Source organism: Embleya sp. NPDC059213, from assembly GCF_042754445.1.
Lineage (GTDB): Bacteria > Actinomycetota > Actinomycetes > Streptomycetales > Streptomycetaceae > Embleya.
This window is the reverse complement of record NZ_JBHZAV010000082.1, coordinates 1-23,573: the sequence shown is the minus strand read 5'-3', so window position 1 is coordinate 23,573 and position 23,573 is coordinate 1. Positions and strand designations below refer to the sequence as shown.

Sequence of the window (23,573 nt, the reverse complement as noted above, 5' to 3'; positions counted from 1 at the left end):
GGTGTGTCATCGCACGGGAATTCACTGTGGCGGCCGAAAATCGTTGCTACGTTTGCTCTCTGCACATCCCGTATCACGCGGAGGTGGCAACCATGCCGGACGATTCCACGCTCGACGACCGGATCTACCTGTCCGATGTCGATCCGCACGCGTCCTCACCCGTCGAGAAGATCGATGATCTGCGCGCACGAGTGGTCCTGCACGTCCTGTTCGCCGACACGCTCCTGATCGGCGACTCGCAGAGCCTGAACAACAAGTACTTTCGCTCCCTGCTCTCGGCCGAGGAGGCCGAACGGGTCCGAGGGGAACGCCCGTTCCGGGACGTGGCCCCGCTGGCCGACCCGCTCCCGCCGGCCGCGTCCGCTCCGCTGTCCGACCTGACCCCGCTGCTCGACCGGGGGCACATCCGGGTCGCCCGGCGGCTGGGCAGCACGCTGCGCGAACTACGCGACGTACTGGCCGCGAAGGGGGTCGAGAACGCGGCCGAACCGGGCTATGCCGCCTTCCTCGACGATCTCACCCGGGAGCACGCGGTCGACTACGACGGCGTCATGGTCTCGGCCGCGTTCAAGGCCGGGGTGCTGCTGCGGGTCGAGGCCGGCGCGGAGGCGCGGACGGGGGACGCACGGGCGGTCCTGGGCGACCTGCGGGCGTGGGCCCAGGAGCAGCGGCCCCTGGACTACAAGGCGCTCAGGGACCGACTGGCCACGGTCCGCGCGGGGTTCCCCGAGGCGAGCGCGGACGTGGTGTCGGCACTGACCCAGGTCGACAAGTGGGCGGGGGAGTCCTATCGACACGCCCTGCCCGAGGTGCTCGACGCCGGCCTGGCCAGTCCGCGCGATCTGCCGGACCTGCTGCCGCAGTCGCGCAGCCACCGCGTGTTGCGGCTGAGCGGCCTGCCCTCGGCCATGTTGGACGAGACCCTGCTCGCCCGGCTCCCGGTGGACGTGCTCCTGGAAGCTCTCGACCAGCCCGCGCGCACCGCCCTGGTCGGCGAGTTGGGCGCGCTGCGTCGTGGCCTCGCGCCCGACACCGCGCTGCTGGGCGATGCCGCCGGCGAGTTCGCGGCCTGGATGTCGTCGGCATTCACCCGGTTGTTCGCCCATTCCGACGACCTCGCCGGTGCCCGGCTGCGCGCCGAACGCCGGGAGATGGAACTGCACCTGCACGAGGACCGGGAAAGCGCCCGCTTCGGCGCGGAGTTGTCCGTCCGGAGCACACCGGAGCCGATGCCGGCGGCGGAAGGCTCCCCGAACCTGTCGATGACCGTGGTCACCGGCACCGACGAGGAACAGCCCGAACAGCCGGCTCGGCTGCCGGTGTCGCAGCTCGACCCGCGAGAACGCGTGATGGTCTGATCAGGGCGGACGAGGCGCAACAGGTGTAACGGGAGGAGGGGGCGCAGTCATGACGGATCGCTCGGCGACCGGTCGGCGGCCAACACGAGCGCGAACGCCGCGAGCGTGACCCCGCACGTGACTCTGCCCTGCCCCAACAGGTCCAACATGCCCTCGTGGGACACCCACACCGGTTCGGCCACCGACTCCATCGTCTCGGGCCGGGCCACCTCGGCCGGCCCGCCGAGCACGGTCGCCGACACGACATGCACGGCACTCTCGATCAGCCCCGTCTCCGCGTGCAGGAGGCCGATGTCGCGGGTCGTCGCCGCGATCAGCCCGGCCTCCTCGCGCAGTTCGCGCGCGCCGGCGTCCGCAGGGCTTTCACCCGCCTCGCAACCGCCCCGCGGGAACTCCAACGAGGCCGCGCCGAGCGGATATCGGTAGGTGGGCACGAGCGCGATACCGGCCGGGCCGCGCGCGACCACCACCACGCCGGTATGCGACCACTGCCAGCGCAGGTACTTGCCCGCCCGGCCGCCCGGCGACAACACGTCGTCGTTGTAGAGCCGACCGTAGCGGTTGCCGAACACCTCGACCGCCCGTTGCCTTCGGATCGGGGCCGGGGACCCCGGAGTCTCCTGGTCGATCGGCATGTCGCCCTCACCCTTCCCATCCGAGGTCCGCGGGTACTCGGTTCACGAGCCACGCATCACGTATCACGCGTCATGATCGTGCTCCGCCGGCAGCCGTGCCAACCAGATCCGTTGCTCGGATTCGAACTCCCGGTGGCGACCCGCCAATTGGGCCAACGCTCGCAGCAGCGCGTACTGTCGGTCGGCGCGCTGGGTCATCACCCGCTGCGACGCCTCGGTCGGCAACGCGGTACGCAACGCGACGGCCTCCCGCATGACCGGGTAGGCATCGCGCTCCCGGTCCGCCCGGACCAGGGCGCGGGCCAGGGTGTGCAACCCCTCGGGCAGCCGGGCCGCATGCCGACCGGGCTGCCGTTCGGCCAGGATCCGCAGGACCTCGACGAGCCGGGTCGCCGCGGTGACCGCGCCCTCCCCGGTCGCGAATCTGGCCTCGATCAGCACCTCCAGACACGTCACGAACGTGTCGTCGTGCCGGGCCCCGGGCCGCGCCCGCATGCACAGTGTCACCGCACGCGACGCCTCCTCGACCGCGGCGGCGACCTGACCGTCCGCGAGCCGCAACGACACGAGGGTGCTCAGCGCCGCGGCCTCGTCCAGTCGGCGCCGGGAGCACAGCACGTCGTCGCCGGTCGCCTCCGCTTCGGCGAGCAGTCCTCGATACCGTTCGACCGCGTCCGCGGCGTGCGCCAAGGCGGTGCCGAGGTCGCCGCCGCGATGCAGCAGCAGCGCCAGGTTGTTGAGCACCGCCGCGTATTCGCCGGCGTATCGCCCGGTGCGCCGATACAGGTCGTCGGCCAGCGCCGCGGCCTCACGGGCCGCGTCCAACGCGTCCTCGCCGCTGCCCGGGGTGTCCAGATCGCCCAGCCGAAGGGCGAATCGCGAGAGCAGCCGCAGCCGTTCCGCCTGGGCGGGCACGGTGAGCGTCGCGCTCCCGGGACCCAGCAGGCGGCGAAACGTCACCGCGGCGGCGGCGGACAGGCCCGACGGATACTCCGGCAGCCGCTCCTCGACCGCGGCCAGGACCGCCGGGTCGCAGGTTTCCAGCAGCGGGGTCATCAGCGCGACCAGCGGCTCCACGTGCGGCAACGCCTCGCCGGCGACCACGAGCGCGGGCAACACCACGGCCGGGTTGTCGGCCGCGGCGGCGCCGAGGGCGGCGTCCATTCGACGGTAGGCGTGGTGCACCTCGATCCGCCCGGTCCCGGTACAACCCCGGGCCCGCGCGAACACCTCGATCGTGCGCGCGGCGGTGGCCACCCGAGCGCCGATCGGCGCCGCATCGGGGGTCTCCAGGATCGCGGCCAGATACCCGACGACATTGCCGGAACTGACCGTCGAGGTGAACACCCGACGCATCAGGATCTCGCCGATGCGATCCGGCTCCATCGGGGCGACACCCTCGTCCTCGCCGGGATAGAGCGTCCGCAGACACGTGTACACCGCGGCGACGTCCGGCTCCGGGGTGCGCGCGAACGCCGCCCGGCACACCCGGAGCAACAACTCGGTCAAGGCGTCCGGGTCCCGCCCCGGAGCCAGGGTGGGCACCAGCAACAGCCCCTCCGAGACCAGCGTGCCGAGCGTCCCGGTGAGCACCGAGCCCACGGGGAGTTGGCCCTTGAGCACACTCGACCACGCGTGCAACTCGTGCGTGCAGATGCGGGTCAGCGGATCGTCGGTCTCGATCCAGGTGTCGCCCTGCCGCATGGTCAACACCGCGTCCAGCGCGAGCGCCAGCACGCTCAACGGCGAATCCGCCGCGGCGGCCCGGGCGTCCAGGGTGCGCGGTGCCCGCAACCACGGACAATCCAGGTGCGCGGCGAACGTGTCGAAGGCCAACGTCGCCAGCGAGGTGGAGCCGCCCGGGTCGAGTCGGCCGGTGAGCGCCTTCTCGTCCGCGTCGGCGGGCATCCCGGTCGACGTGCTCAGTGCCTGCCACAGCGGTTCGACGGATCGGGCCAGCAACAGGATCCGCAGCCGCGAACCATCCGGGAGGTGGTCGTCCAGGTAGGCCAAGAACGCGGCGATGTCGGGCACTTGGCCCTCGGCGTAGTCGAGCACGACCAGTACCGGAATCCGCACCGCCAACGCGGCGACGAGTTCGGCCTGCCAGGCCGGATCGGCGGGCGCACCCGGCGCCACGAACCCGGCGTTCCAGCCCTCGTTCCGAAGCCGGAGACCGAGCTGCGCCGCGAGTCTGGTCTTACCGGCGCCGCCGGGCGCGTGCAACAACCGCAGAGCCAGTTCCGGTTCGCCCGTGCACCACGCGTACAGCGCGTCGACCTCCGGCCGAGGCACGAAGGGCATCACGTCGCCGGCCAGCAACCGGGCCGGGGTCGCGGGCCGTTCGCCCGTCGTACCCCGTTCCCGGGAGCGCCGGAACAGTCGTTGTTGCCGGGCGTCGAGCAGCACCGCGATGTCGCGCCACCGGGTGCCCGGCCGGTGCGCGTCCGCGTTGCGGCGGACCGACTCGGGCAGGTGCGCGGCCACGGCGCCGATCGGGATCAACCAGCCGCCGCGCTCGTCGTCGACGTCCCGGGACGACTTGAGCACGCCGCAGACCCGGCCGGTGCGCGGATCGAGCACCGGGGAGCCGCTCAACCCGCGCAGCACCTGATCGCTCTTGACCCGGGTGAAGCGGCCGCTGGGACCCGCGACCTCCAGATCGAGGGTCTCCGGCAGGCTCAAACCCTCCAGGCTCTCCCGGCTGTACCCGTAGGCGGCCACCTCGTCGCCGCGCAACGGTGGCCGCTCACCGAGCCACACCCCGATGCTCTCGACGGGGGTATGCAGCCGCAGCTCGGCGAGGTCGGGGAACGGGTGGATCCCGCCCGGGGTTTCGGGCGGGATCGAGCGCACCACGTCGACCTCGATCCAGGTGCCCGCGAGCGCGACGGACAGCCCCGTCGAGTGCCCGTGCACCACGTGCGCACACGTGAGCACGGTGTCCCCGGCGATCAGGAACCCGGTCCCGAGATAGGTGTCCCGGATGCGGATGCGCACCAGTTCGCCGACGATCGCATCGTCGAGCCGAGCCGCGATCAGCCGTTCGTCGTCATCGCCGAACACTCGGCCTCCACCCTCGGAACGAACCGATGCCCGGATCCGCGATCACCGGCGGTCAGAAATCGGCGGAGTCCGGATACCCCGCCGACTCGCCGGCGCCGGTGTCCACCGGCGAGCCGTCCGCGCGTCGCGGATCCAGCCGAACCGTCACGTGATGTGTCGCCTTCGCCGCCCGTTCGCCGCGCCCCTCCAGGCTCGCCACCCCGAACCGCAGGCCGCCGCCGGCACCCTTGGTCCGGGTCAACTCCATCCCGAACTCGACGGTGATCTCGCCGAGACGAAATCGCACGTCGGCCCCGGCGCTGCGGCGCTGGGCCTCGGCGACCTGGACCCGCAACAGCTCGATGGCGTCCGCCAGATCGAGCCAGTCGTCCGTATCCGCGCTCATCGCACTCCCCTTGCCGCACCATCGGTCACCGGGTTCGGACCGTGTGTGCCCAGCTTGGCATTTCTCGACGGCGGTGCGCGAAGTTTCGGCCTGCCGCGCCGAGTTCCCTCGTCGGTCGCGGCGCTCGTTCAGCCGATCAGGCTCCACGCGGAGAAGGGCGCGTCGGGGGATCCGGCGTCCTGGTGGGCGAAGTACAACATGCCGTCGGTGCCGATGTGGAACATGGCCGGACGTCCGTCGGCGCGGGCCACCACTGCGGGCGAGTCGATGACCGTGGCGGGGATCCGCTGCCAACCGCCGAAACCGGATCCGGACGCGGAACCGGTCTGCCAGTTCACGGTGATGCCCGACTCGTCGTTGCGCGTGTACAGCAGGATCCGGCGGTCCGAGCCCGACGCGACGAGTGGCTTGCGGGTTCCGCCGGTGTTGCCCAGGTTGCCCGTCGTCTGCTGCCAGGCGCCGGCGACATTGAGTTGGGTCACCACCCCGACGTCACCGGTGTCGGCCGCCCGGTAGAAGACCCGGATCTGGCCGCTGCCGCCGACGATCGCGCTGGGAGCGCTTGCCACGTTGTCGGCCACCAGGTACGGGTTGTGAGCGAACGTGCCCTTGGAGTCGGTCTGGTACCACGTGGCCAGCCGCCCTTCCCGGCTGCTCCCGGCGCCGAGGGTGGCGGCGAAGAGTTCGATGTGGCCGACGTCGTTCAGGACCGCGCTGAGCCCGTCCTGCACCCCGGTCCCGCCGATGTCCTTCCAATCGAGATCCCACCACCCGTTCGTCGGGTCGCTCTGGTAGACGGTGCTGACGCCACCCCCGCCGTTCTTGACGAAGATTTGCAGTAGGCCGTCCGCGTTGCGGACCATGATCGGGGTGCCGACCTGAGGCCGATTGACCACGCCCAGGTAGTCGTTCGGGTTGCCGAAGTCGCTCCACGACGCCGCGAAGTTCCCGTTGACCGAGGTCTGATGGATCGTCACGATGTGGTGATCGTCGAGCCGCCGGCCGAGTAGTTGCAGCCGCCCGTCGTAATTGGGGGCGACCGAAAGGCCCGGGGCGAGCGGACCACCGGGCCACGGCAACTCCTGTGCGGAGCCCCACGAGCCGTTGGTGGACTGTCGCCAGGTGACGACCTTCTCGCCGATCACGGCGAATGCCTGAAGTGTGCCGTCCGCGTTGCGACCGACCCAATCCGAGCCCCTGGACCATCGTTCGTGGGCGGGATCGCGCCAGTCATCGTTGCCTCGTGCCCCGGTCGCGATGTCCGTGTAGGCGGTGATGGCCGCCCGCTTGTTGTACAGGTCGTCGGCGGCGAGGTTGTTCGGACCCGCCTCGACGTTGTAGCCCCGATAGGACGTGACGAACAGCCGGGCGCTCTCGGACGCGCTGTAACGGGCCACCGCTTCGTTCGCATAGCGTGCGGAGGCGACGTGGTCGGGATGATCGTGCAGGGCGTCGCCGGTTCGATATCGATTGTCCGGCAAGGCGTCCATCGTCCGCAGGGATGCCGGCCGGTATTCGCGGATCAACTGGTAGACAGCGGTGGCGATATCGTCGCGGTGATAGGTGAAACGGTCGTCGACACCGGTTTCGGGTGATGCCGGATTGCTGGTGACACAATCCGAGACATCACCGTTTTGCAGTGGGAGGAGACATTCGCCGTCACGTAGGTTGAGGAAAATCAGCCGAATATCGTCGCGCTCGTCCAGGGTGTACACCTCGGCCAGCGCATCCGCCACGGCGATCGAGGAACCGGTCCACGTCGAGCCCCATTTCTCGGCCATCGCCGCATAGGCGGCCATGGCGCCCCGCTGCCGGACATGCGGGCTGTCCTGCTGGTAGCCGTCGGTGAGATAGATCGTCGTGGACGGCGCGCCCGCCCGGATGCCCTCCACCAGCTCGGGGTTCATGAAGAACAGGTCGTCATCGGGATGGGCGGCAATCTGCATGAAGCCGTCCGGCGCCGCGAGTGGATCCGCCGATACCGGCCCGGTGGTGCCGAGGATTAAACCCAGCGCAAGTCCGACACTGCCGATCACGCGATACACGTGGGATCGCATGTGCACTCACCTTTCGTCGTCCGAGTCGACCCCGCATCGTTTCGCCCGACCCGGAACAAGTCAACAACCGATGAGTCGGCGGATTTTCCGGCGAATTGCGTTTCGGCGGTGGCGGCGCGGCTAGGCTTCGATACCGTCGTCGGCCGGTACGTCCGCGTCCGTCGGTTCGAGGACGAAGACCGGGATGCGGCGGTCGGTGCCGCGCTGGTAGGTGTCGAAGTCCGGGTACGCCTGCACCGCCCGGCGCCACCACAGGTCCTTTTCGGCCTCGAACACCTCGCGCGCCCGGTACGCACGGATCGCCGTGCCGTCCTGGAGTTCGACGGCCGGTTCGGCGACCAGGCCGGCGTACCACTGGGGGTTGGTCGGCTCGCCGCCCTTGGACGCGACGGCCGCGTAGTGCCCGTCGTGCTCGACGCGCATCACGGGCGTCTTGCGGACCTTGCCGGTCTTGGCGCCGCGATAGGTGAGCAGCACGGTGGGCAGGCCCTTGATGGTGACCCCGTCGGTGGTGCCGGTGCGGACGATCTGCTCGACGTGCTCGCGGACCCACGCCGACCCGCTCGGCTCGTAGTCGCCGGCCGACGCCACGCTCTGCTCGACCCGGCCGGCCGGCCCCGATTCCGCGGTCGCGCCGGCGTGGCGGCCGTGCGGGTGACGGGGGCGCCTGGTGTCCACGTTGGCGGTCACCGCCGCGAGGATGTCGGGCAGTTCCGCCACGGTCCGAGCGGGCAGGCCGGCCACGGACTCCGCCGCGAGTGTGCACCACAGTTGCTTGACCTCTTCGGCCAAGGCCCGGCCGGCGTCCGTGAGTTCGACGATGCCGGCGCGCTTGTCGGCGGGGTCGGGCGTGCGCCGGATGTAGCCGGCCGCCTCCAGCTTGCGAGCCATGAGCGTGATGCTGGGTGGTTCGCAACCGAGTGCCTCGCCGAGCTGGGCCTGGATCATCGGGCCGGTGCGGGCGAGTTCGAGCAGGAGCGCCTCCTGACCGGGGTGCAGGCCCAGGGGGGCCAGCAGGGCCGAGGCCCTGGCTCGATGGCGCAGGCTGAGCAGGCGGATGGCCTGGTTGAGGGTGTCGGCGTACTCGAAGTCCACGGGCTCTCCTCGATGGAAAGGTTATGCGGATAACGTTATGCGCATAACCACTTCGATGTCGAGTGGGATGCCGAGTGCGATGCCGGGCACGTCGATACCGGGAGCCGGTTCGGGTGGGTGGGGGTGCTCACGAACGGGCGAGGCGTTCCAGGCGGTGGTGGAGGTGGTGCACGTAGTCCTCGGATTCGGGCTTCATCAGCACGCTGCGCAGGATGCGCGCACCGTCGGCGTCGGCGGTGATCTTGGGGTGGCGGGCGATCAGCCGCTCGGCGTCGATGCGCAGGGTGCTCAGGAAGACCGGGTCCTCGGTGTCGGTCATGCCCTCGTGCAGGATGCGGGCGGCGGCCGTGTCGATCCGGGAGAGGGTGTTGGGGGAGGTGACCGGGAAGTAGCCGACGATGTCCAACTCCGGGGGCTGGTAGAGCTCCAGGCAGTCCGACTGCTCGATCAGGTCGGCCCACCGCAGTGCCGCGCGGCGGCCGGCCGCCAGGGCCTGCCCGAGTCCTTCGCGGGTGGGCGGCAATACCTGGAAGGTGAGCCACAGGCCGGCGGCTGCGGCGCCGGCGCGCGAACACTCCAGGCTGATCTCGCCCAGGTGCAGTTCCTCGGAGGTGAAGTAGGTGTAGGGCGAGTCGTGCAGGTAGAAACGGCCGACCGAGGGGTCGCGAAACATGACGGCGCCGCATCCGTAGGGCTGTAGGCCGTGCTTGTGCGGATCTATCACGATCGAGTCGCACCGGGCGATGGCGTGCCACGGGGCCGCGGGCAGTCCCTCGGGGCCGTCGGCGCCCGCCAGCAGGGTGAAGAACCCGCCATAGGCGGCGTCGACGTGGATCCGCACGTCGTATCGCTCGCGCAACGCCTGCACCCGGTCGATCGGTTCGACGGCGCCGAGCGCGGTGGTGCCCGCGGTGAGGACCACGGTGCCGACCCGCCCCGTCCGCAACAACCGCTCCAGCGCGTCGACGTCCATGCGCCCGCGATCGTCGACCGCGACGGGGTGGCCGTCCACGCCCAGGACGCCACACATGCGTCCGTGCGTGTAGTGGGCCTCGGTGCTGTAGGCGATGCCCTTTCCGGGGTGCAGTTCGCGGGCCACGAAGAGGGCTTCGAGGTTGGCGATGGTGCCGCTGGTGGTGAGGTGCCCGAGGTGGGTGTCGTAGCCGAACATGCCGGCGAGCTGCGCGACGACCTCACGTTCCATCTCGGCGGTGGCGGGCCCCCCGTCCAGGGCGTGGTTGTTGGGGTTGATCAGCATTGCGGTCAGGTAGCCCACGATCGCCGCCGGATGGGGTGGCTTGAGCATCTGTCCGGCGTAACGCGGGTGAAAGAAGGGGTAGTTGTCCGCCAGGCGTTCGGTGAACGTCGCGAAGGCGGCGGCGAACCGCGCGTCGTCCACGGCCAATGCGGGATGGCCCGGGTAGGGGCCGAATCCTTCGGACCAGTGCTCGTTCGATGTCACGGCGGCCTCGAGCCAGTGGCGCAGATCCATGATCCTCTCCTTCTGTTTCGTGCCGGAGTGGTGCCGGGGCGGTGCCGGAGCGATGACGGGCCGATGAAGGCGGCGGGGCGGAGGCGACACGCGCCGCGGCTCATCATTTGATCCCAAACAAGCTAGCCCGGCCGTCGGAGGCGGTCAATACCGCCCACCTGCCGCCGCGGCCGGAACGATCTTGTGCTGATCATGGTGCCGGGCAGCGCGCTATCGGCCGCCGGTGGTTGTGGAGTCGTCCCGTCGGGTGCACAGACCAGGGAGAGCCAGGATGCTTGAACGTGCCGAAGCCGACCTCGGCGAAAGAGTCGCGATACTGGCCGTGAACGCTGCCCGGCAACGCCTGGGCTCCGCCGTGGAGTCGGGCTTCGCGATCGGCAGCCTGGCGCACGGGGGATTCGTGGCGGCGGTCAGCGACGTGGACGTCGCCTTCGTCCTGCGGGACGACGCGCACGATGCGACCTCGGTCATGGCGCAGGTCAAGGAGGACGTCCGGGACCGGTGCTCGGGAACCGAACTCGAAGCCCTGGCCGACCGACTCTCGCTGTTCTGGGACACCTGGGAGTGTCTGGAGCGGAATCAGGAATCGGGCCGGTTCCCGGCGATCGACCGGGCCGACCTGATCGAATCGGGTCGACTGCTCTTCGGCACGGACCGTCGATCGGTGTGCACACCGCCGTCCACGCTCGATCTGGTCGCCTGCGGAGCCACGTTCTTCGTCGCCAAGTTCCACCGGCGCGCCTACATCGAGACGCTGCTCGACGGGGAACGACTGGTCGACTCGGGTCGACGCGCGGTCACCAAGGCGGTGATGTTCCCGGTCCGGATCCTGTACACACTGGAGCGGGGAGTGCTCTCCGGAAACCGGGCCGCAGCCCGGTACTACACGGCGGCCCGACACCCCGGAGCCGAACTGGTCGCAGCGTGCGTCGATTGGCGCGAACAAGGCATCGAGTCGACGGACCGGGCGCGGGCGCTGATCGACGAACACCTGGTCGACATCTATGACTTCGCCGCGCGGGAACAGGCCCGCTTCCTGGACGGCGTCGGATTGCCCGCGTCGAGCCGGCAACTGCGCGACTTCGCCTCCGCACTCCGGCCGACCGCCCGGGCGTGAGACGCCGCTAACCGGCGGGCCGGGTCGCCCGGGCGATCCAGTCCAGGTACGGTCGCGGCCCGAACTCGATGGGCAGCGCGATCACTTCGGGCCCGGCGTACGGGTGTTCCTCGATGAGGTGGGCGGCCAATTCGGTCGCTCTCCGCGCGGTGGTACGGAACATCACCTGCCACTCGACCCCGTCGCAGACCGCCCCGAGGTGGCGGTACGTGGTGGCCACGGGGCCGGTCACCTGGCCGGAAGCGGCCAGACCGGCCTCGACGGCGGACCGCGACAACCGGGCGGCGGTCGCCTCCTCGTCCACGGTGGTGATCACGATCACGTAGTCGGCCATGTCGGAACCCGGCCCTTCGGGCGCGGTCATCCGCGATTCGCGTGTTCGTCACGGACCACGGCCGCGCCCGCGGTGACACCGCCGTCGACCACGACGGTCTGCCCGGTGACGTAGCCGGACAACGGACTGAGCAGCCAGGCCGCCGCGTTGGCCGCGTCGTCGCAGGAGCCGAGCCGGCCCAGCGGGGCCCGGCGGGCACGCTGGGCGAGGGCGTCGGCCTCGGGGTAGAGATCGCGCAACAACGGCGTGTCGGTGGAGCCGGGGCTGACCACGTTGATCCGGATGCCGTCCCCCGCGTACTGCAGCGCCGCGGACTTGCTCAGCCCGATCACCGCGTGCTTGGTCGCCGAGTAGATCGGACTCTGTCCATGGCCGATGTGCGCGGCCACCGACGCGCAGTTGACGATCGCGCCGCCACCGTTGGGCAGCATGGCCCCGATCTGGCTGCGCATGCAGGCCCACACCCCGCGCAGGTTGGTCGCCACCACGCTGTCGAAGTTGTCGACGGTGTCCAGGTGCAGCGGGCCGAACGCGCCGAAGGTGCCCGCGTTGTTGAACGCCCCGTCCAGTCGGCCGAATCGGGCGATCGTCTCGGCCACACACGCATCCATGCCGCTCTCGTCGGCGACGTCACACTCGGCCACCAGGTGATCGGCGGCGGGCAGGCCGTCGGCGGTCTCGTGCAGCGCGTCCGCATTGCGTCCGACCAGTACGACCCGCGCGCCGAGCCGGGCGAACAGCCGGGCCGCCGCCCGGCCGATCCCGCTGCCCGCCCCGGTGATCAGCACTACGCGGTCGTTCAGTTCCAGGCTCATCGGTTGGCCACTCCGTTCGATGATCATCAGATGTGCAGTCCGCCGTTGACGTCGATGACCGTGCCGGTGGTGTAGCCGGAGTGTTCACCGCACAGATGGCAGACCATGCTCGCGGCCTCGGCCACGGTGCCGAATCGACCGGCCGGGATATGGCTGACCCGGTCGGCGGTCCACTGCGCGGGCTTGTCCTGCCAGGCCCGGCGAATACGATCGGTGCCGATGACCCCGTGCGCGACGGCGTTCACCGTGATGCCGTGCGGGGCCAGCTCGAAGGCGCACTGCTTGGTGAACCCGATGACGCCCGCCTTGGCCGCGACGTACGCGGCGTTGCTGAACCGCGTGTAGGTGCGGCCCGCCACCGACGCGAGGTTGACGATGCGCCCCCAACCGGCGGCGATCATCGCCGGGGCGCACAGCCTGGTCAGGGTGAACACGCCGGTCAGGTTGTGCGCGACGGCGTATTCGAGATCGGCTTCGGTCAACTCGGTGAGCGGTCGCGGTCGGGTGTCACCGCCGACGCCGTTGACCAGGACACCGGGCCGGCAATCCTTCGGGAGCGCGGCCACCGCGGATTCCAGCGCCCGCGCGTCGGTCACGTCGACCACCAGCGGATCGCAGGCCAATCGCCCACCGAGCTCCGCCGCGACGCGGTGCACGGCCTCCGCGTCCCGGTCCAACAGCACCAGTCGCATGTCCCGGGCGGCCAGGCCACGCGCGACCTCGGCGCAGATGCCGTTGCCTGCTCCCGCGACCAGCGCCACTCGCCGTTGTGCCGCCACCATCATGTCCTCCGCCAGCCGCTGTCGGGTTGCCACGTCGCCGGACACCGGGTGTGCCGCAGCAGGTTCTCGGTGGGCTCGATGCCGGTGCCGGGCCCGGCCAACGCCGCCACGCGATGCGCGGTCCGGTCGACCGTGAACGCGGGCTCGGTCAGCGGCTCGGGGAACCACTCGTCGCCTCGACCCGCCTCCACCGTCTGCCACAGCCCCCAACCGGTGGCCAGCACCCGGCTCGCCGCCCACAACGGGCCGACCTCCGCGACATGCACGCCCAACTGACAGCCCAAGCCGAGCTGTCGGGCCCGCAACGCCAGGCGGGCCGAGGCGAACAACCCGCCGCACTTGGACAGCCGCACGTTGATGTGGGTGGCCGCGTCGGCTTCGGCGGCGGTGCGCAGGTCCGCCAGGTCGGTGCACGACTCGTCGAGCATGATCGGCAGGCCGGTGCGCCGTCGAAGCCGGGCCAACTTCGGCCACGACCGGGCCCGCAGGGGTTCCTCGACCCAGGCCACGTCGGTGAGTTCCGGCGCGATCCGCTCGGCCTGCTCCGGTGACCAACCGCCGTTGACGTCCAACGAGATCCCGGTGTCCGCGCCCAGCCGGTCGCGGGCCCGGGACAGGCGCTGCACGGCGGCTCCCGGGTCCGCCACCTTGATCTTGACATGCCGCAGCGACGCCCTGGCCTGCGGCGTCAGGTCGTCCAACGTCGAGGCGACGTCACGAGAGAGCGGGATGACCAGGCTGACCGCCGCCGGACCGCTGCGGCGCAGCCCGGCGGGCAGGTTCGCCCCGTCCCAGGCGGCCGCGACGTCCAACACCTCGGCCAGTGGCCGTTCGAAGTGTCTGCACGCCGCGTCGAGCAGCGCGATCTCCACCGCGGCGGCGGCCGACGGACCCGCGACGAGGCTCGGCAGGTCGAGGGCGGCGATCGAGGCGATGGTGGCGTCGAACGAACGCCAGTCGATGCGTTCGGCGAGCGCCGCCGGGTCACAACGCCGCAGGGCCTCGATCGCGCCGGCCGTCGTCTCGCCGGTGACATAGTCGCGCGGGGCTCCCTCCCCCCAGCCGCACACGTCGCCCAGGTGCAACTCGACCAGCACGGACTCCGATCGGCGGCGCGAGGCACCCGCGTGGTCGAACGTGGTGGCCATCGGCACGGTGGCGACATGCAGGCGTACCCGGCTGATCACCAACCCTCCCGGACCCGGTCGGCCAGCCAGTCCCAATACGCGGTCCTGGCCCGGCTGAACTCCAGGTAGTGCACACCGGTATCGAAGACCCGCTCCTCGGCCGCGGGCGCCAGCCGCCGCAACTGCGCCCGCGCGGCGCTCAGATCGATGATCGGATCCTCGGCGGGCATCGCCACCTCGACCGGTATCTCGCCGTGGGGGGATCCGTGGACGTAGCGATCCTCCAGGTGCACGAGCGTCGCCTGCGTGGCGGCGGTGATCCGCCGCAACATCAGCGGATCGGCGGCCAGGAAGGCCAGGTACTCGGGCAGGTCCGTGTAGGCGTGGTCGGCCAGCCCGACCTCCTGCGGCGCGGATCCGGACCGGTCGCGGCGCTCCGCCAGCGCCGCCGGATCGTGGCGTGAGCGCTGTTGTCCCAGCGCGGGCGCGCACAGGATCAGCTTGCGCACCGGCAACGCCCGGCTGCACCACAGCGCCGCCAGCACGCTGCCGCCCAGGCTCTGACCCAGGGCGACCAGCGGCCGATCACCCACCTCGTCGGCCACCGCGTCGACGGCCCGCGTGTAGTCGTCCAAGACCTGTTCGGCCGAGGGGAGATGCCCGCGTTCTCCCGGGCTGCGACCGGAACCCCGGCGATCGAGCGCGTAGACGTCGATGCCGCGTGCGGTCAACTCGGGTCCGGTCTCGTACAACCACCCCGCGTGGCTCTGGATGCCGTGGATGTAGAACAGCGCCGCGACGGAGTCGGGCGTCGTCCACCGGTGCAACGCGAGCGCGAGTCCGTCGTCGGCGATCAGGGTGCCGGTGCCGGCCATGTCCCCTCCTCAGTACCGGACGATGTTGACGTCCGGGTCGAGCCGGACGTCCACCAGGAGCGGGCCGTCGAGGGTCGGCACGAACTCGCCGACCGCGTCGAGTTCCTCGATCTTGCGGACGGTCAGCGCCCGCGCGCCCATGGTCGTGGCCAGGGCGGCCAGGTCCGGCCAGGCGTAGGCCGAGTGGGCGGGGTCGTAGCCGTGGTTCCTCAGCTTGTAGTGCTCGGCGCCGTAGGCCCCGTCGTTGAGCACCAGCACGACGATCGGCAACTTCTCGCGCACCGCGGTGGTGAATTCGGACAGGTGCATCATGAAGCCGCCGTCGCCGACGGTGGCGATCACCGGCCGGTCGTTGCCCGCGAGTGCCGCGCCGATCGCGCCGGCCAGGCCGAGTCCGATCGAGCCGAACCCGCCCATGGTGGTGAAGTGCAGCGGGTCGGCGACGCGCAGGTAGGGCCAGACGCCCACATTGAACCGGCCGATGTCACTGACCACCGTGCGTCGCGCGGGAAGGATCCGGTCCAGCCGGATCATCGCCGACCGGATGTCCACGGTGTCCGTCCCGGAACGGTCCACGAAGTCGGCCTGCGGGATGTGGCGGGCCATCGCCTGCTCGATCTTCTCGGCCCAGCGCCGATTCCCGGCGTGATCCGCCTCCCGGAGCAGCGAGTCCATCGCCGCCGCGGTCAGGCGGGCGTCCCCGGCCACCGCCTCGTCGACGGGTGTGTACGAGCCGAACCTGGCCGGGTCGATGTCCACGTGCACGATGCGCTTGCCGCGCAGCAGGTCGCCGTTGAGCGCGGTCCACATGTTCAGGCCGGCGCCGAAGGCGATCACGCAGTCGCAGTCGGCGATGACCTCGCTCGCGACGCCGTGCGACAGGCTGCCGAAGATGCCGATGTCGCGCGGATGGCCGGCGAACATCTCCTTGGCCAGCACGGTGGTGGCCAGCGCCGCACCGATGCGGTCGGCGAGGGCGATCAGGCTCTCGCGGGCTCCGGAGGTGGCCGCGCCATGCCCGGCGAGCACCAGTGGCCGTTTCGCCGAGGTGAGCAGCCCCAGCGCCCGATCGAGCGTGTCCGGCTGCGGTGCGGCCGCGGTCGGCGGGGGCACCGGGGGCACCACCGGCGCCTGTTCACTCGCCTCGGCCTGCATGAAGGCGATCGGGATGTTCAGTACGACCGGCCGCCGCTCGGCGACGATCCGCTGGAGTGCGCGGTTGAGATCCCGGACCAGCGACGCCGGTTCGTAGACCCGCTCGTAGCCCGCGCCCGCCGCGGCGGTGACCGTCGCGATGTCGAAGTGGTGGAAGTGGCTGGGCACCGGCGGCGGATCGCCGGTGATCAACAGGACCCGACTGCGGCTGCGGGCGGCCTCGACCAGCGAGGTGAGCGTGTTGGTGAACGCCGGACCGTGCGTCACCGAGGCCACGCCGATGCCGCCGGACATCCGCGCGTGGCCGTCGGCCATGGCGACCGCACCCGCCTCGTGGGTCACCGCCACGAACCGCCCTCCCGCGTCGGCGAACGCGGGCAGGTAGAGCAGGTTCGCGTTGCCCATGAGACCGAAGACGGTGTCCACGCCGTGCCGGGCCAGCGCGTCCGCCAGCGCCTGGTAGACCTTCATCGTTGCCCTTTCGTCGTGGTGGGTGTGAGCCAGGCGGGGTCGTTCCGGTCCACCGGCGCGAGGTCCGGTGCCGGTGCGCCCCGCGACAGCGAGCGCAGGTGGTTGCCGGTGATCAGCACCGGGGTGTCCGCGTACGACTGCGCGAGGATCATCCGCCGGGCCAGGACCTGGGGATGCCGCACCACCTGCGTCAGGTCGTGCAGCGGGGCGGCGGGCAGGCCCGCGGCGGTCGCGGCCGCCAGGATCGCGGTCACCGGGCCCTCGACCTCGGGCAGCGGTTGCGCGGTATCGACGAGCACCGACCCGTCCCGGGCCTCGACCAGTCGTGGGGTGGGTATGGGGCCGTCGACGAACCAACTGTCCTGGGTCGCCCACACCGCCGCGTCGAACAACGCCACGTCGGCGCCGACGCCGGCGCCGGTGCGCAGCCGGACGTAGGTCGACACCGTGGCGGCCGCGGCGGCCAGGAACGCCCCCAGCACGTCGGCACTGGACACCGGTGTACGCAGCGGGGTGCCGGTGCCGCCGCCGACCAGGTGCATGGTCCCGGACTCGGCCTGGATCACCGTGTCCATGCTGCGATCGGCGGCGGCCAGGCCGTGGCCGGTCACCGCGCAGTGCACGATGTCGTACCGGTCCAGCACCTGTTCGGGGGCGATGCCGGCGGCGGCGAGGGTGTCGGCCGCCAGGTTGGTGAGCACGATGTCGGCGGTGCCGAGCAGTTCGTCGAATCTCGTCCGGTCCGCGGGGTCGTTCAGGTCGAGCCGACAGGAGCGCTTCCCCGCGTTGTTGACGAAGTACAGGTAGCCGACCGAGCCGACGCGCCGGGCCAGGCGCCGGGAGCCCTCACCGTGCGGCGGTTCGACTTTCAGTACGTCGGCGCCCAGTTGCGCCAGCAGCCTGGTCGCGTGCGGCCCGGCCGTGTACGAGCCGCACTCCAATAACCGGATCCCGTGCAGGGGAGGGCTGCCGCGCGGAATCGGTTCCCACAGGCGGCCCTGCCGGGGTAACGAGCCGGTGGTGCGCGCGGTGGGCACCAGTGAGCGCAGCGGGCTCTGCGGTGCGCGATCCGGTCCGGTCACCAAGCCTCGGCGCCGAGCGGCCGGGCCGTTGCGGACGTCCTCGGGTGTGGCCACCGGGGCGGCCGGAATGCCCTGGGAACGCAGCCGGGCCACCACGTCGTCCGCATCGTGCCGACCGGTCCAGGCGGCGATGACGCGGTCGAGTTCGTCGGCGTGCCGGACCCGGGCGGTGGTGTCGGCGAAGCGTGGGTCGGCGATCAGTTCCGTGCGGTCGATCGCCGTCGCGAGCCGTTGCCACATCGCCTCGGTCATGGTGCAGATGACGATGGGTGCGTCGCGGCACGGGTAGCAGTTCCACGGGGCGACCATCCCGTGTCGGTTGCCGGCGCGCTGCGGCGGTCGGCCGGTGAGCGCGACGCTCGGCAGGAGGGTGCCGACGTGGGTGAGCAGGCTGTCGAACTCGGCGATGTCCAGGTAGTCGCCCCCGGCGCCGCGGGCCCGACCGATCAGGCCCGCCGTGACGGCGATCAGCCCGGACAACGCGGCGGTGCGGGCGGCGAGTCCCACGGTGGTGGTGATCGGCGGGTCCTGGCTCGAACCGGTCGCCGCGGTCACACCGGCCAGCGCCTGCAGGGTCAGTTCGGTGGCCGGGGTGTCGCGCAACGGCCCGGTGAGCCCGAACTCGCTGAGCCGTACCGTGATCAGCTCCGGATAGGCCGCGAGCAGCTCGTGCGGGCCCAGGCCGAGTGCGGTGAGTTGTTCACCACCGGGTCGGTCGCAGACCAGGATGTCGGCCCGATCCAGCAGCCGGCCCGTATCGACCCAGCCCGCGTCGGGCCCGGCACCGACACGCAGCCACCGCTCGAACCCGCCCACCGGCGCCGGGAGTTCGCCGACCGGCATGGTTCGGGCCCCGAGATCGGCGAGCAGCCTGCCCAGCAGTGCGGCCGCGCCGGCATGGCCCGCCGTAACCACGGTGATGCCGGCCAGCGGCCCCGCGCCATTCACTCAAGGTCCCCCCTGCAACGCGTGCCCGGGTCATGATCACGGGCGCCGAATCAACCTTCGCGGGATATCGAATCACCGGATTCTGCTCGACGGTCGAGGGAACATCCGCGAACGGTTTTCCCGACCCGATATCGATATCCGGTGGCACCTCCCGGCGACCGTATCACCGGGGCCCGGGGAAGCCAATGGTGGAGTTTAACGACGGCTCGTACGCGCGACTCCCACAAGATCTTGTCGCTGTCAATGCTTACGTTAATTTTAGGTTTCCGTGTTCTTCACGCGCCGGACACGATGCCGGACTCCCCTTGCTGGTGGGGGCATTGATCGCTCCGGCGGTGAGCATATGACCCACGTCACACTGCCGGCCCTGTTTGACCGAGGCCGCTGCGGGTCAAGCCTGAATCGGTCGGAAACTTGCTCGGTCGTGCATGGGGATGTCAACTTTTAATCCCGGCTCGATCTGAAGAAGGGGATCACGGGGGATGTGCCTTCAGTGTCGTATTTGTGGGTCGAGTTGACGGCGGCCGGGTTCGAGACGCGGGTCGCGGACGATTTAGCCTCGGAAGGCTCGTTAGCCTTCCCTGGAAATAGTGAGTTACCGATATTCCGCGCGTGGAACAATTCCGAACCGATTGTCATTCTGGGCATCGGAAGCCGATCTACCGACGGTGCCCGCGCTCCCGCGAATGATGCGGAAGATGCGGCGGGGCACCTCCGGGAAGCCGCCCGGGCAGCCGTCGAACAGGCGGGAATCGACCCGGCGGCGCTGCGGGAAAGCCGGACCGGTGTGGTCACGGGCATGGCCGACGGAGCAGGGGCCGCAGGACAGGTCGCGAACCATCTCGGTCTGACCGGACCATCGATATCGCTGAGCGCCGGTTCACCCGCGCTGCTCGCGCTGCACCTCGCCGCCCAGGCACTGCGGGCGGGGGACTGCACATTCGCCCTGGTCGGCGCCCAACTCGACGACGATGTAAGCGCGTTGCTGATCGCACGGGAGAGCGCGGTACCGCCCGGCAGCGGCCCGGTGCTCGCCATCGTGCGCGGCTCGGCCGTCGGCCACGGCGGTTCGCCCGACCACCGGGAGCAGGTGATCGGCACGGCGCGGGCGACCGCGGGCCGGACGTCCGACGACGTCGCCGCCCAGCCGACGACGGGTATCGCCGGCGTGCTCGCCGCAGTGCTCGCCGAGCGGACCGGGCCGACGCAGGCCACAGGCGTGACCGAGTCCGGCGCCGACGGGACCACCGTGCACGTCGTGCTGGAAGACCCGACGGGCGCGAGCACCCGGGCCGAACTGCCCTGGGTGGTGACCGCCCAGAGCTCACAGGCCCTACGGGCGAAGGCGATCGCTCTGGCCGCCCACCCGGACACCGGCGCCGGCTCACCCGCCGACGTCGGCCACACCCTGCTCGGCACACCGTCCGCCGGTCGGCGCGCAGTCGTCCTGGGCGGCGACCGGGCCGAGTTGCAGCGCGGACTGGCGGCCCTCGCCGCCGGTGGCAGCGCGCCCAACCTGGTGCGTGGCACGGCCACGACGGCCCAGCGCCCGGTGTTCGTCTTCCCCGGACAGGGCTCCCAGTGGAGCGGAATGGCCGCCGAACTGCTGGACACCTCACCGGTGTTCCGCGACAGCGTCGCCGCCTGCGCGGACGCGCTCGCCGAGTTCGTCGACTGGTCGCTGCTCGACGTGCTGCGCGAGGCGCCCGGCGCACCACCGCTTCGCCGCGTCGACGTGCTGCAACCCACGCTGTGGGCGACGATGGTCTCGCTCGCCGAGGTCTGGCGCTCCTACGGTGTGCAGCCGGCCGCCGTGGTGGGGCACTGCTACGGCGAGATCGCCGCCGCGCAGGTCGCCGGCGGGCTGAGCCTGCGCGACGCCGCGCGGTTGTTGGCCCGCCGCAGCCGGGCCTGGCTACGCCTGGTCGGCAAGGGCACGGTGATCTCGGTCGGCACCTCCGCCGAGGAGATCGGGCGCCGACTGGCGTCGTGGCCGGACACGGTGGAACTGGCCGCGGTCAACGGGCCGCGTTCGGTGGCGTTGTCCGGTCCGCAGGACGTGTTGGACGAACTGGTCGCCGAGCTCACCGCCCAGGACGTGTACGCCAAGCGCATTCCCGGTGTGGACACCGTCGGCCACTGTTCCCAGGTCGACGTGCTGCGCGAAGACCTGCTCCAGGCGCTGCGTCCGGTCTCGCCGGTGACCTCCGCCATCCCGTTCCACTCCACCGTGGACGGCGAACAGCGGGACACCGCGACACTGGACACCGACTACTGGTACCTCAACACCCGCAGCCCGGTGCGGTTCCATCAAGCCATTCGTTCCCTGCTCGAAGCCGGGCACCGGGCGTTCGTCGAGGTGAGCCCGCATCCGCTGCTCGCGATGTCCATCGAGGACACCGCGGCCGAACTGGGCATCCGGGACGTGGCCGTACTGGGCACGCTGCGACGGGAGCAGGGCGGTACCCGCCGGGTGCTGACCTCGGTGGCCGAGGCGTTTGTCCGAGGCGTCGACGTCGACTGGTCGCCGGCCTTCGCCGGAACGCGCGCCCGGCACGTCGATCTCCCGAAATTCGTGGACTTCACCGACGACGCCGAACGATCCTGGGCGGACGAGATCGCGACGCGCTCGGCCACCGAGCGGATGGACGCCCTGGTCGACCTGGTGTGCGGCACGGCCGCCGAGGTGCTGGAACAGGGCTCGGCGGACGCGATCCAGGCCGAGGTGGCGTTCAAGGATGTCGGCCTCGGTTCGTTGGCGGCCGTTCGGTTGCGCAATCGGCTCAACGAGGTCACGGGCCGGTACCTGCCCGCCGCGGTTGCCTTCGACCACCCCACGCCGGCCGCGCTGGCCCGTCATCTGTACGGCGTGCTGTTCGGATCCGATGCCGGCCCGGACGCCGGAGTACTCGCCGTCATCGAGCAGGCCGATGCGGCATTGGCGCCGCTGCTGGCCGCCGGTGCTGCCACGAAGCAGATCGAGCAACGTGTGGAAGCCCTGCTGGAGCGGCTGAGGCGGGCGAATCGCGGCGATGCCGGGGACACGGTCGCCGACCGTTTCGCATCGGCGGGCGATGAGGAGATGTTCGCCCTCATCGGCGAACGCTTCGGCATCTCCTGAGCTTTCCCCGGTCATGCAGACACCGAAGGTGGGTTTCCCATGGCACACGAAGACAAGCTTCGATACTTCCTCAAACGTGTCAGTGCCGAGTTGGACGAGACACGGCAGCGGGTGCGTGAATTGGAGGACGGCGATCGCGAGCCGATCGCGATCGTGGGCATGGGCTGCCGGCTGCCCGGCGGCGTGCGCTCGCCGGAGGAGTTCTGGGAACTGCTCGACGCGGGCGTGGACGCGGTGTCGGAATTTCCCACCGATCGAGGCTGGGACCTGCCGAACCTGTTCGACGCGGACCCGGACGCCCCCGGCAAGTCGTATGTCCGCGAGGGCGGATTCCTCTACGACGCGGGGGAGTTCGACGCGGGCTTCTTCGGGATCTCGCCGCGTGAGGCGTTGGCGATGGATCCGCAGCAGCGGTTGTTGCTGGAGTGTTCGTGGGAGGCGATCGAGCGGGCCCGGATCGACCCTCGGTCGCTACAGGGCAGCCGGACCGGCGTGTTCGCGGGCACCAACTGGCAGGACTACAACACCCTGCTGCTGCGGGCCGACGAACGGTCGCAGAGTTACCTCGCCACCGGTGCCTCCGGCAGCGTGCTGTCCGGCCGGGTGTCCTACGCACTGGGCCTGGAAGGGCCCGCGATCAGCGTCAACACCGCGTGTTCGTCGTCGTTGGTGGCGATTCATCTGGCCGCGCGGGCGTTGCGGGCGGGGGAGTGCGAACTGGCCCTGGCCGGCGCCGTCACGGTGATGTCGACGCCGCAACTGCCGGTCGCCTTCTCCCGGCAGCGGGGCGTGGCGCCGGACGGGCGCTCCAAGGCGTTCTCGGCCTCGGCCGACGGCATGGGTTTCGGCGAGGGCGTCGGTGTGTTGGTGCTGGAGCGGTTGTCGGACGCTCGGCGAAACGGCCACGAGGTGCTGGCCGTGGTGCGGGGTTCGGCGCTGAATCAGGACGGCGCGTCGAACGGGTTGACGGCACCGCACGGTCCGTCGCAACAGCGGGTGATCCGGGCGGCGTTGGCGAACGCGCGGCTTGCCCCGTCGGATGTGGACGTGGTGGAGGCGCACGGGACCGGGACGACGCTGGGCGATCCGATCGAGGCCGAGGCGCTGTTGGCGACCTACGGGCAGGGGCGGCCGGCCGATCGGCCATTGTGGCTGGGGTCCGTTAAATCCAATATCGGCCACGCCCAGGCTGCCGCCGGCATGGCAAGCGTGATCAAGATGGTCCTGGCGATGCGTGCCGGTGTGTTGCCGCGGACGTTGTACGTGGACGAGCCGACGTCGGAGGTGGATTGGTCGTCGGGTGGGGTGCGGTTGTTGGCGGAGGCTCGGTCGTGGTCGACGGTGGGTGGTTTGCCGCGGCGGGCGGGGGTGTCGTCGTTCGGGATTTCGGGGACGAACGCGCATGTGATCGTCGAGCAGGCGTCGCCGGATGGCGGGTCGGTGTCGGGGGTGGTGTCGGGTGACGCGGCGGCGGGGTCCGTCGTGGGTGTGGTGCCGTGGGTGTTGTCGGGGCGGTCGGTGGAGGCGTTGCGGGCGCAGGCGGGGCGGTTGGCCTCGTTTGTGTCGGCTCGGCCGGGGTTGACGGCTGCGGATGTGGGTTGGTCGTTGGTGTCGACCCGGAGTGTTTTCGAGCATCGTGGTGTGGTGGTCGGCGCGGA

At 70.8% G+C, this 23,573-nt stretch carries 17 protein-coding genes; 4 read left to right on the top strand and 13 right to left on the bottom strand.

Features of this window, described 5'->3' with window-relative positions; all coding sequences use genetic code 11:
* The first annotated feature begins 92 nt into the window (after window positions 1-92).
* Window positions 93-1,358 (top strand): hypothetical protein, encoded by a 1,266-nt coding sequence (locus tag ACFXMF_RS27235; RefSeq protein WP_360315250.1) that lies wholly within the window; start codon window positions 93-95, stop codon window positions 1,356-1,358.
* A gap of 47 nt (window positions 1,359-1,405) precedes the next feature.
* On the opposite strand, the gene ACFXMF_RS27230 is transcribed toward ACFXMF_RS27235, so the two are convergent.
* From ACFXMF_RS27230 to ACFXMF_RS27205, 6 genes are all read right to left on the bottom strand, one after another.
* The gene (locus ACFXMF_RS27230; protein ID WP_360315252.1) at window positions 1,406-1,993 is read right to left on the bottom strand and encodes an NUDIX hydrolase; all 588 of its coding nucleotides are present in this window, start codon (window positions 1,991-1,993) and stop codon (window positions 1,406-1,408) included.
* 63 nt (window positions 1,994-2,056) lie between these two features.
* Window positions 2,057-5,059 (bottom strand): trypsin-like peptidase domain-containing protein, encoded by a 3,003-nt coding sequence (locus ACFXMF_RS27225; protein WP_379990034.1) that lies wholly within the window; start codon window positions 5,057-5,059, stop codon window positions 2,057-2,059.
* A 52-nt stretch (window positions 5,060-5,111) separates the two neighbouring features.
* A complete protein-coding gene (locus tag ACFXMF_RS27220; RefSeq protein WP_360315256.1) occupies window positions 5,112-5,444 on the bottom strand; it encodes a trypco2 family protein in 333 nt (110 codons plus the stop codon).
* A 128-nt stretch (window positions 5,445-5,572) separates the two neighbouring features.
* Window positions 5,573-7,501, bottom strand: coding sequence for a PIG-L family deacetylase (locus ACFXMF_RS27215; protein WP_379990033.1), 1,929 nt, complete (start codon window positions 7,499-7,501; stop codon window positions 5,573-5,575).
* Between the two features lie 120 nt (window positions 7,502-7,621).
* On the bottom strand, window positions 7,622-8,596 hold the full coding sequence (locus ACFXMF_RS27210; protein ID WP_360315260.1) for a nitroreductase/quinone reductase family protein: 975 nt from the start codon (window positions 8,594-8,596) through the stop codon (window positions 7,622-7,624).
* Between the two features lie 127 nt (window positions 8,597-8,723).
* Window positions 8,724-10,088, bottom strand: a complete 1,365-nt coding sequence (locus ACFXMF_RS27205) for an aminotransferase class I/II-fold pyridoxal phosphate-dependent enzyme (protein ID WP_360315262.1) — start codon at window positions 10,086-10,088, stop codon at window positions 8,724-8,726.
* Window positions 10,089-10,359: 271 nt separating this feature from the next.
* On the opposite strand from ACFXMF_RS27205, the gene ACFXMF_RS27200 reads away from it, so the two are divergent.
* Entirely contained in the window at window positions 10,360-11,205 is an 846-nt protein-coding gene (locus ACFXMF_RS27200) for a hypothetical protein (RefSeq protein WP_360315264.1), read from the top strand.
* Between the two features lie 7 nt (window positions 11,206-11,212).
* Here the strand turns inward: ACFXMF_RS27200 and cutA are convergent, their stop codons facing one another.
* Genes cutA through ACFXMF_RS27165 form a run of 7 tightly spaced genes read right to left on the bottom strand, consistent with a single transcriptional unit; the run spans window position 11,213 to window position 18,794 of the window.
* Window positions 11,213-11,569, bottom strand: a complete 357-nt coding sequence (cutA, locus tag ACFXMF_RS27195; RefSeq protein ID WP_360315266.1) for a divalent-cation tolerance protein CutA — start codon at window positions 11,567-11,569, stop codon at window positions 11,213-11,215.
* The gene (locus ACFXMF_RS27190; protein WP_379990032.1) at window positions 11,566-12,354 is read right to left on the bottom strand and encodes an SDR family NAD(P)-dependent oxidoreductase; all 789 of its coding nucleotides are present in this window, start codon (window positions 12,352-12,354) and stop codon (window positions 11,566-11,568) included. The genes cutA and ACFXMF_RS27190 overlap by 4 nt, the downstream gene beginning before the upstream one ends.
* A 26-nt stretch (window positions 12,355-12,380) precedes the next feature.
* A complete protein-coding gene (locus tag ACFXMF_RS27185) occupies window positions 12,381-13,169 on the bottom strand; it encodes an SDR family NAD(P)-dependent oxidoreductase (RefSeq protein ID WP_360315270.1) in 789 nt (262 codons plus the stop codon).
* Complete coding sequence (locus ACFXMF_RS27180; RefSeq protein ID WP_379990031.1) at window positions 13,136-14,323, bottom strand: enolase C-terminal domain-like protein; 1,188 nt, start codon at window positions 14,321-14,323, stop codon at window positions 13,136-13,138. The genes ACFXMF_RS27185 and ACFXMF_RS27180 overlap by 34 nt, the downstream gene beginning before the upstream one ends.
* A complete protein-coding gene (locus tag ACFXMF_RS27175) occupies window positions 14,320-15,138 on the bottom strand; it encodes an alpha/beta fold hydrolase (RefSeq protein WP_379990030.1) in 819 nt (272 codons plus the stop codon). The genes ACFXMF_RS27180 and ACFXMF_RS27175 overlap by 4 nt, the downstream gene beginning before the upstream one ends.
* Before the next feature lie 9 nt (window positions 15,139-15,147).
* A complete protein-coding gene (locus ACFXMF_RS27170; protein WP_379990029.1) occupies window positions 15,148-16,764 on the bottom strand; it encodes a thiamine pyrophosphate-binding protein in 1,617 nt (538 codons plus the stop codon).
* Entirely contained in the window at window positions 16,761-18,794 is a 2,034-nt protein-coding gene (locus tag ACFXMF_RS27165; RefSeq protein WP_379990028.1) for a CoA transferase, read from the bottom strand. Before ACFXMF_RS27165 ends, ACFXMF_RS27170 begins: the two co-directional genes overlap by 4 nt.
* 799 nt (window positions 18,795-19,593) lie before the next feature.
* Here ACFXMF_RS27165 and ACFXMF_RS27160 point away from each other — a divergent pair.
* Together ACFXMF_RS27160 and ACFXMF_RS27155 are read left to right on the top strand one after the other, a co-directional pair.
* A complete protein-coding gene (locus tag ACFXMF_RS27160) occupies window positions 19,594-21,915 on the top strand; it encodes an acyltransferase domain-containing protein (protein ID WP_379990027.1) in 2,322 nt (773 codons plus the stop codon).
* A 39-nt stretch (window positions 21,916-21,954) separates the two neighbouring features.
* Window positions 21,955-23,573 (top strand): type I polyketide synthase (locus tag ACFXMF_RS27155; RefSeq protein WP_380020817.1); only part of this gene is annotated, 1,619 nt, incomplete at its 3' end.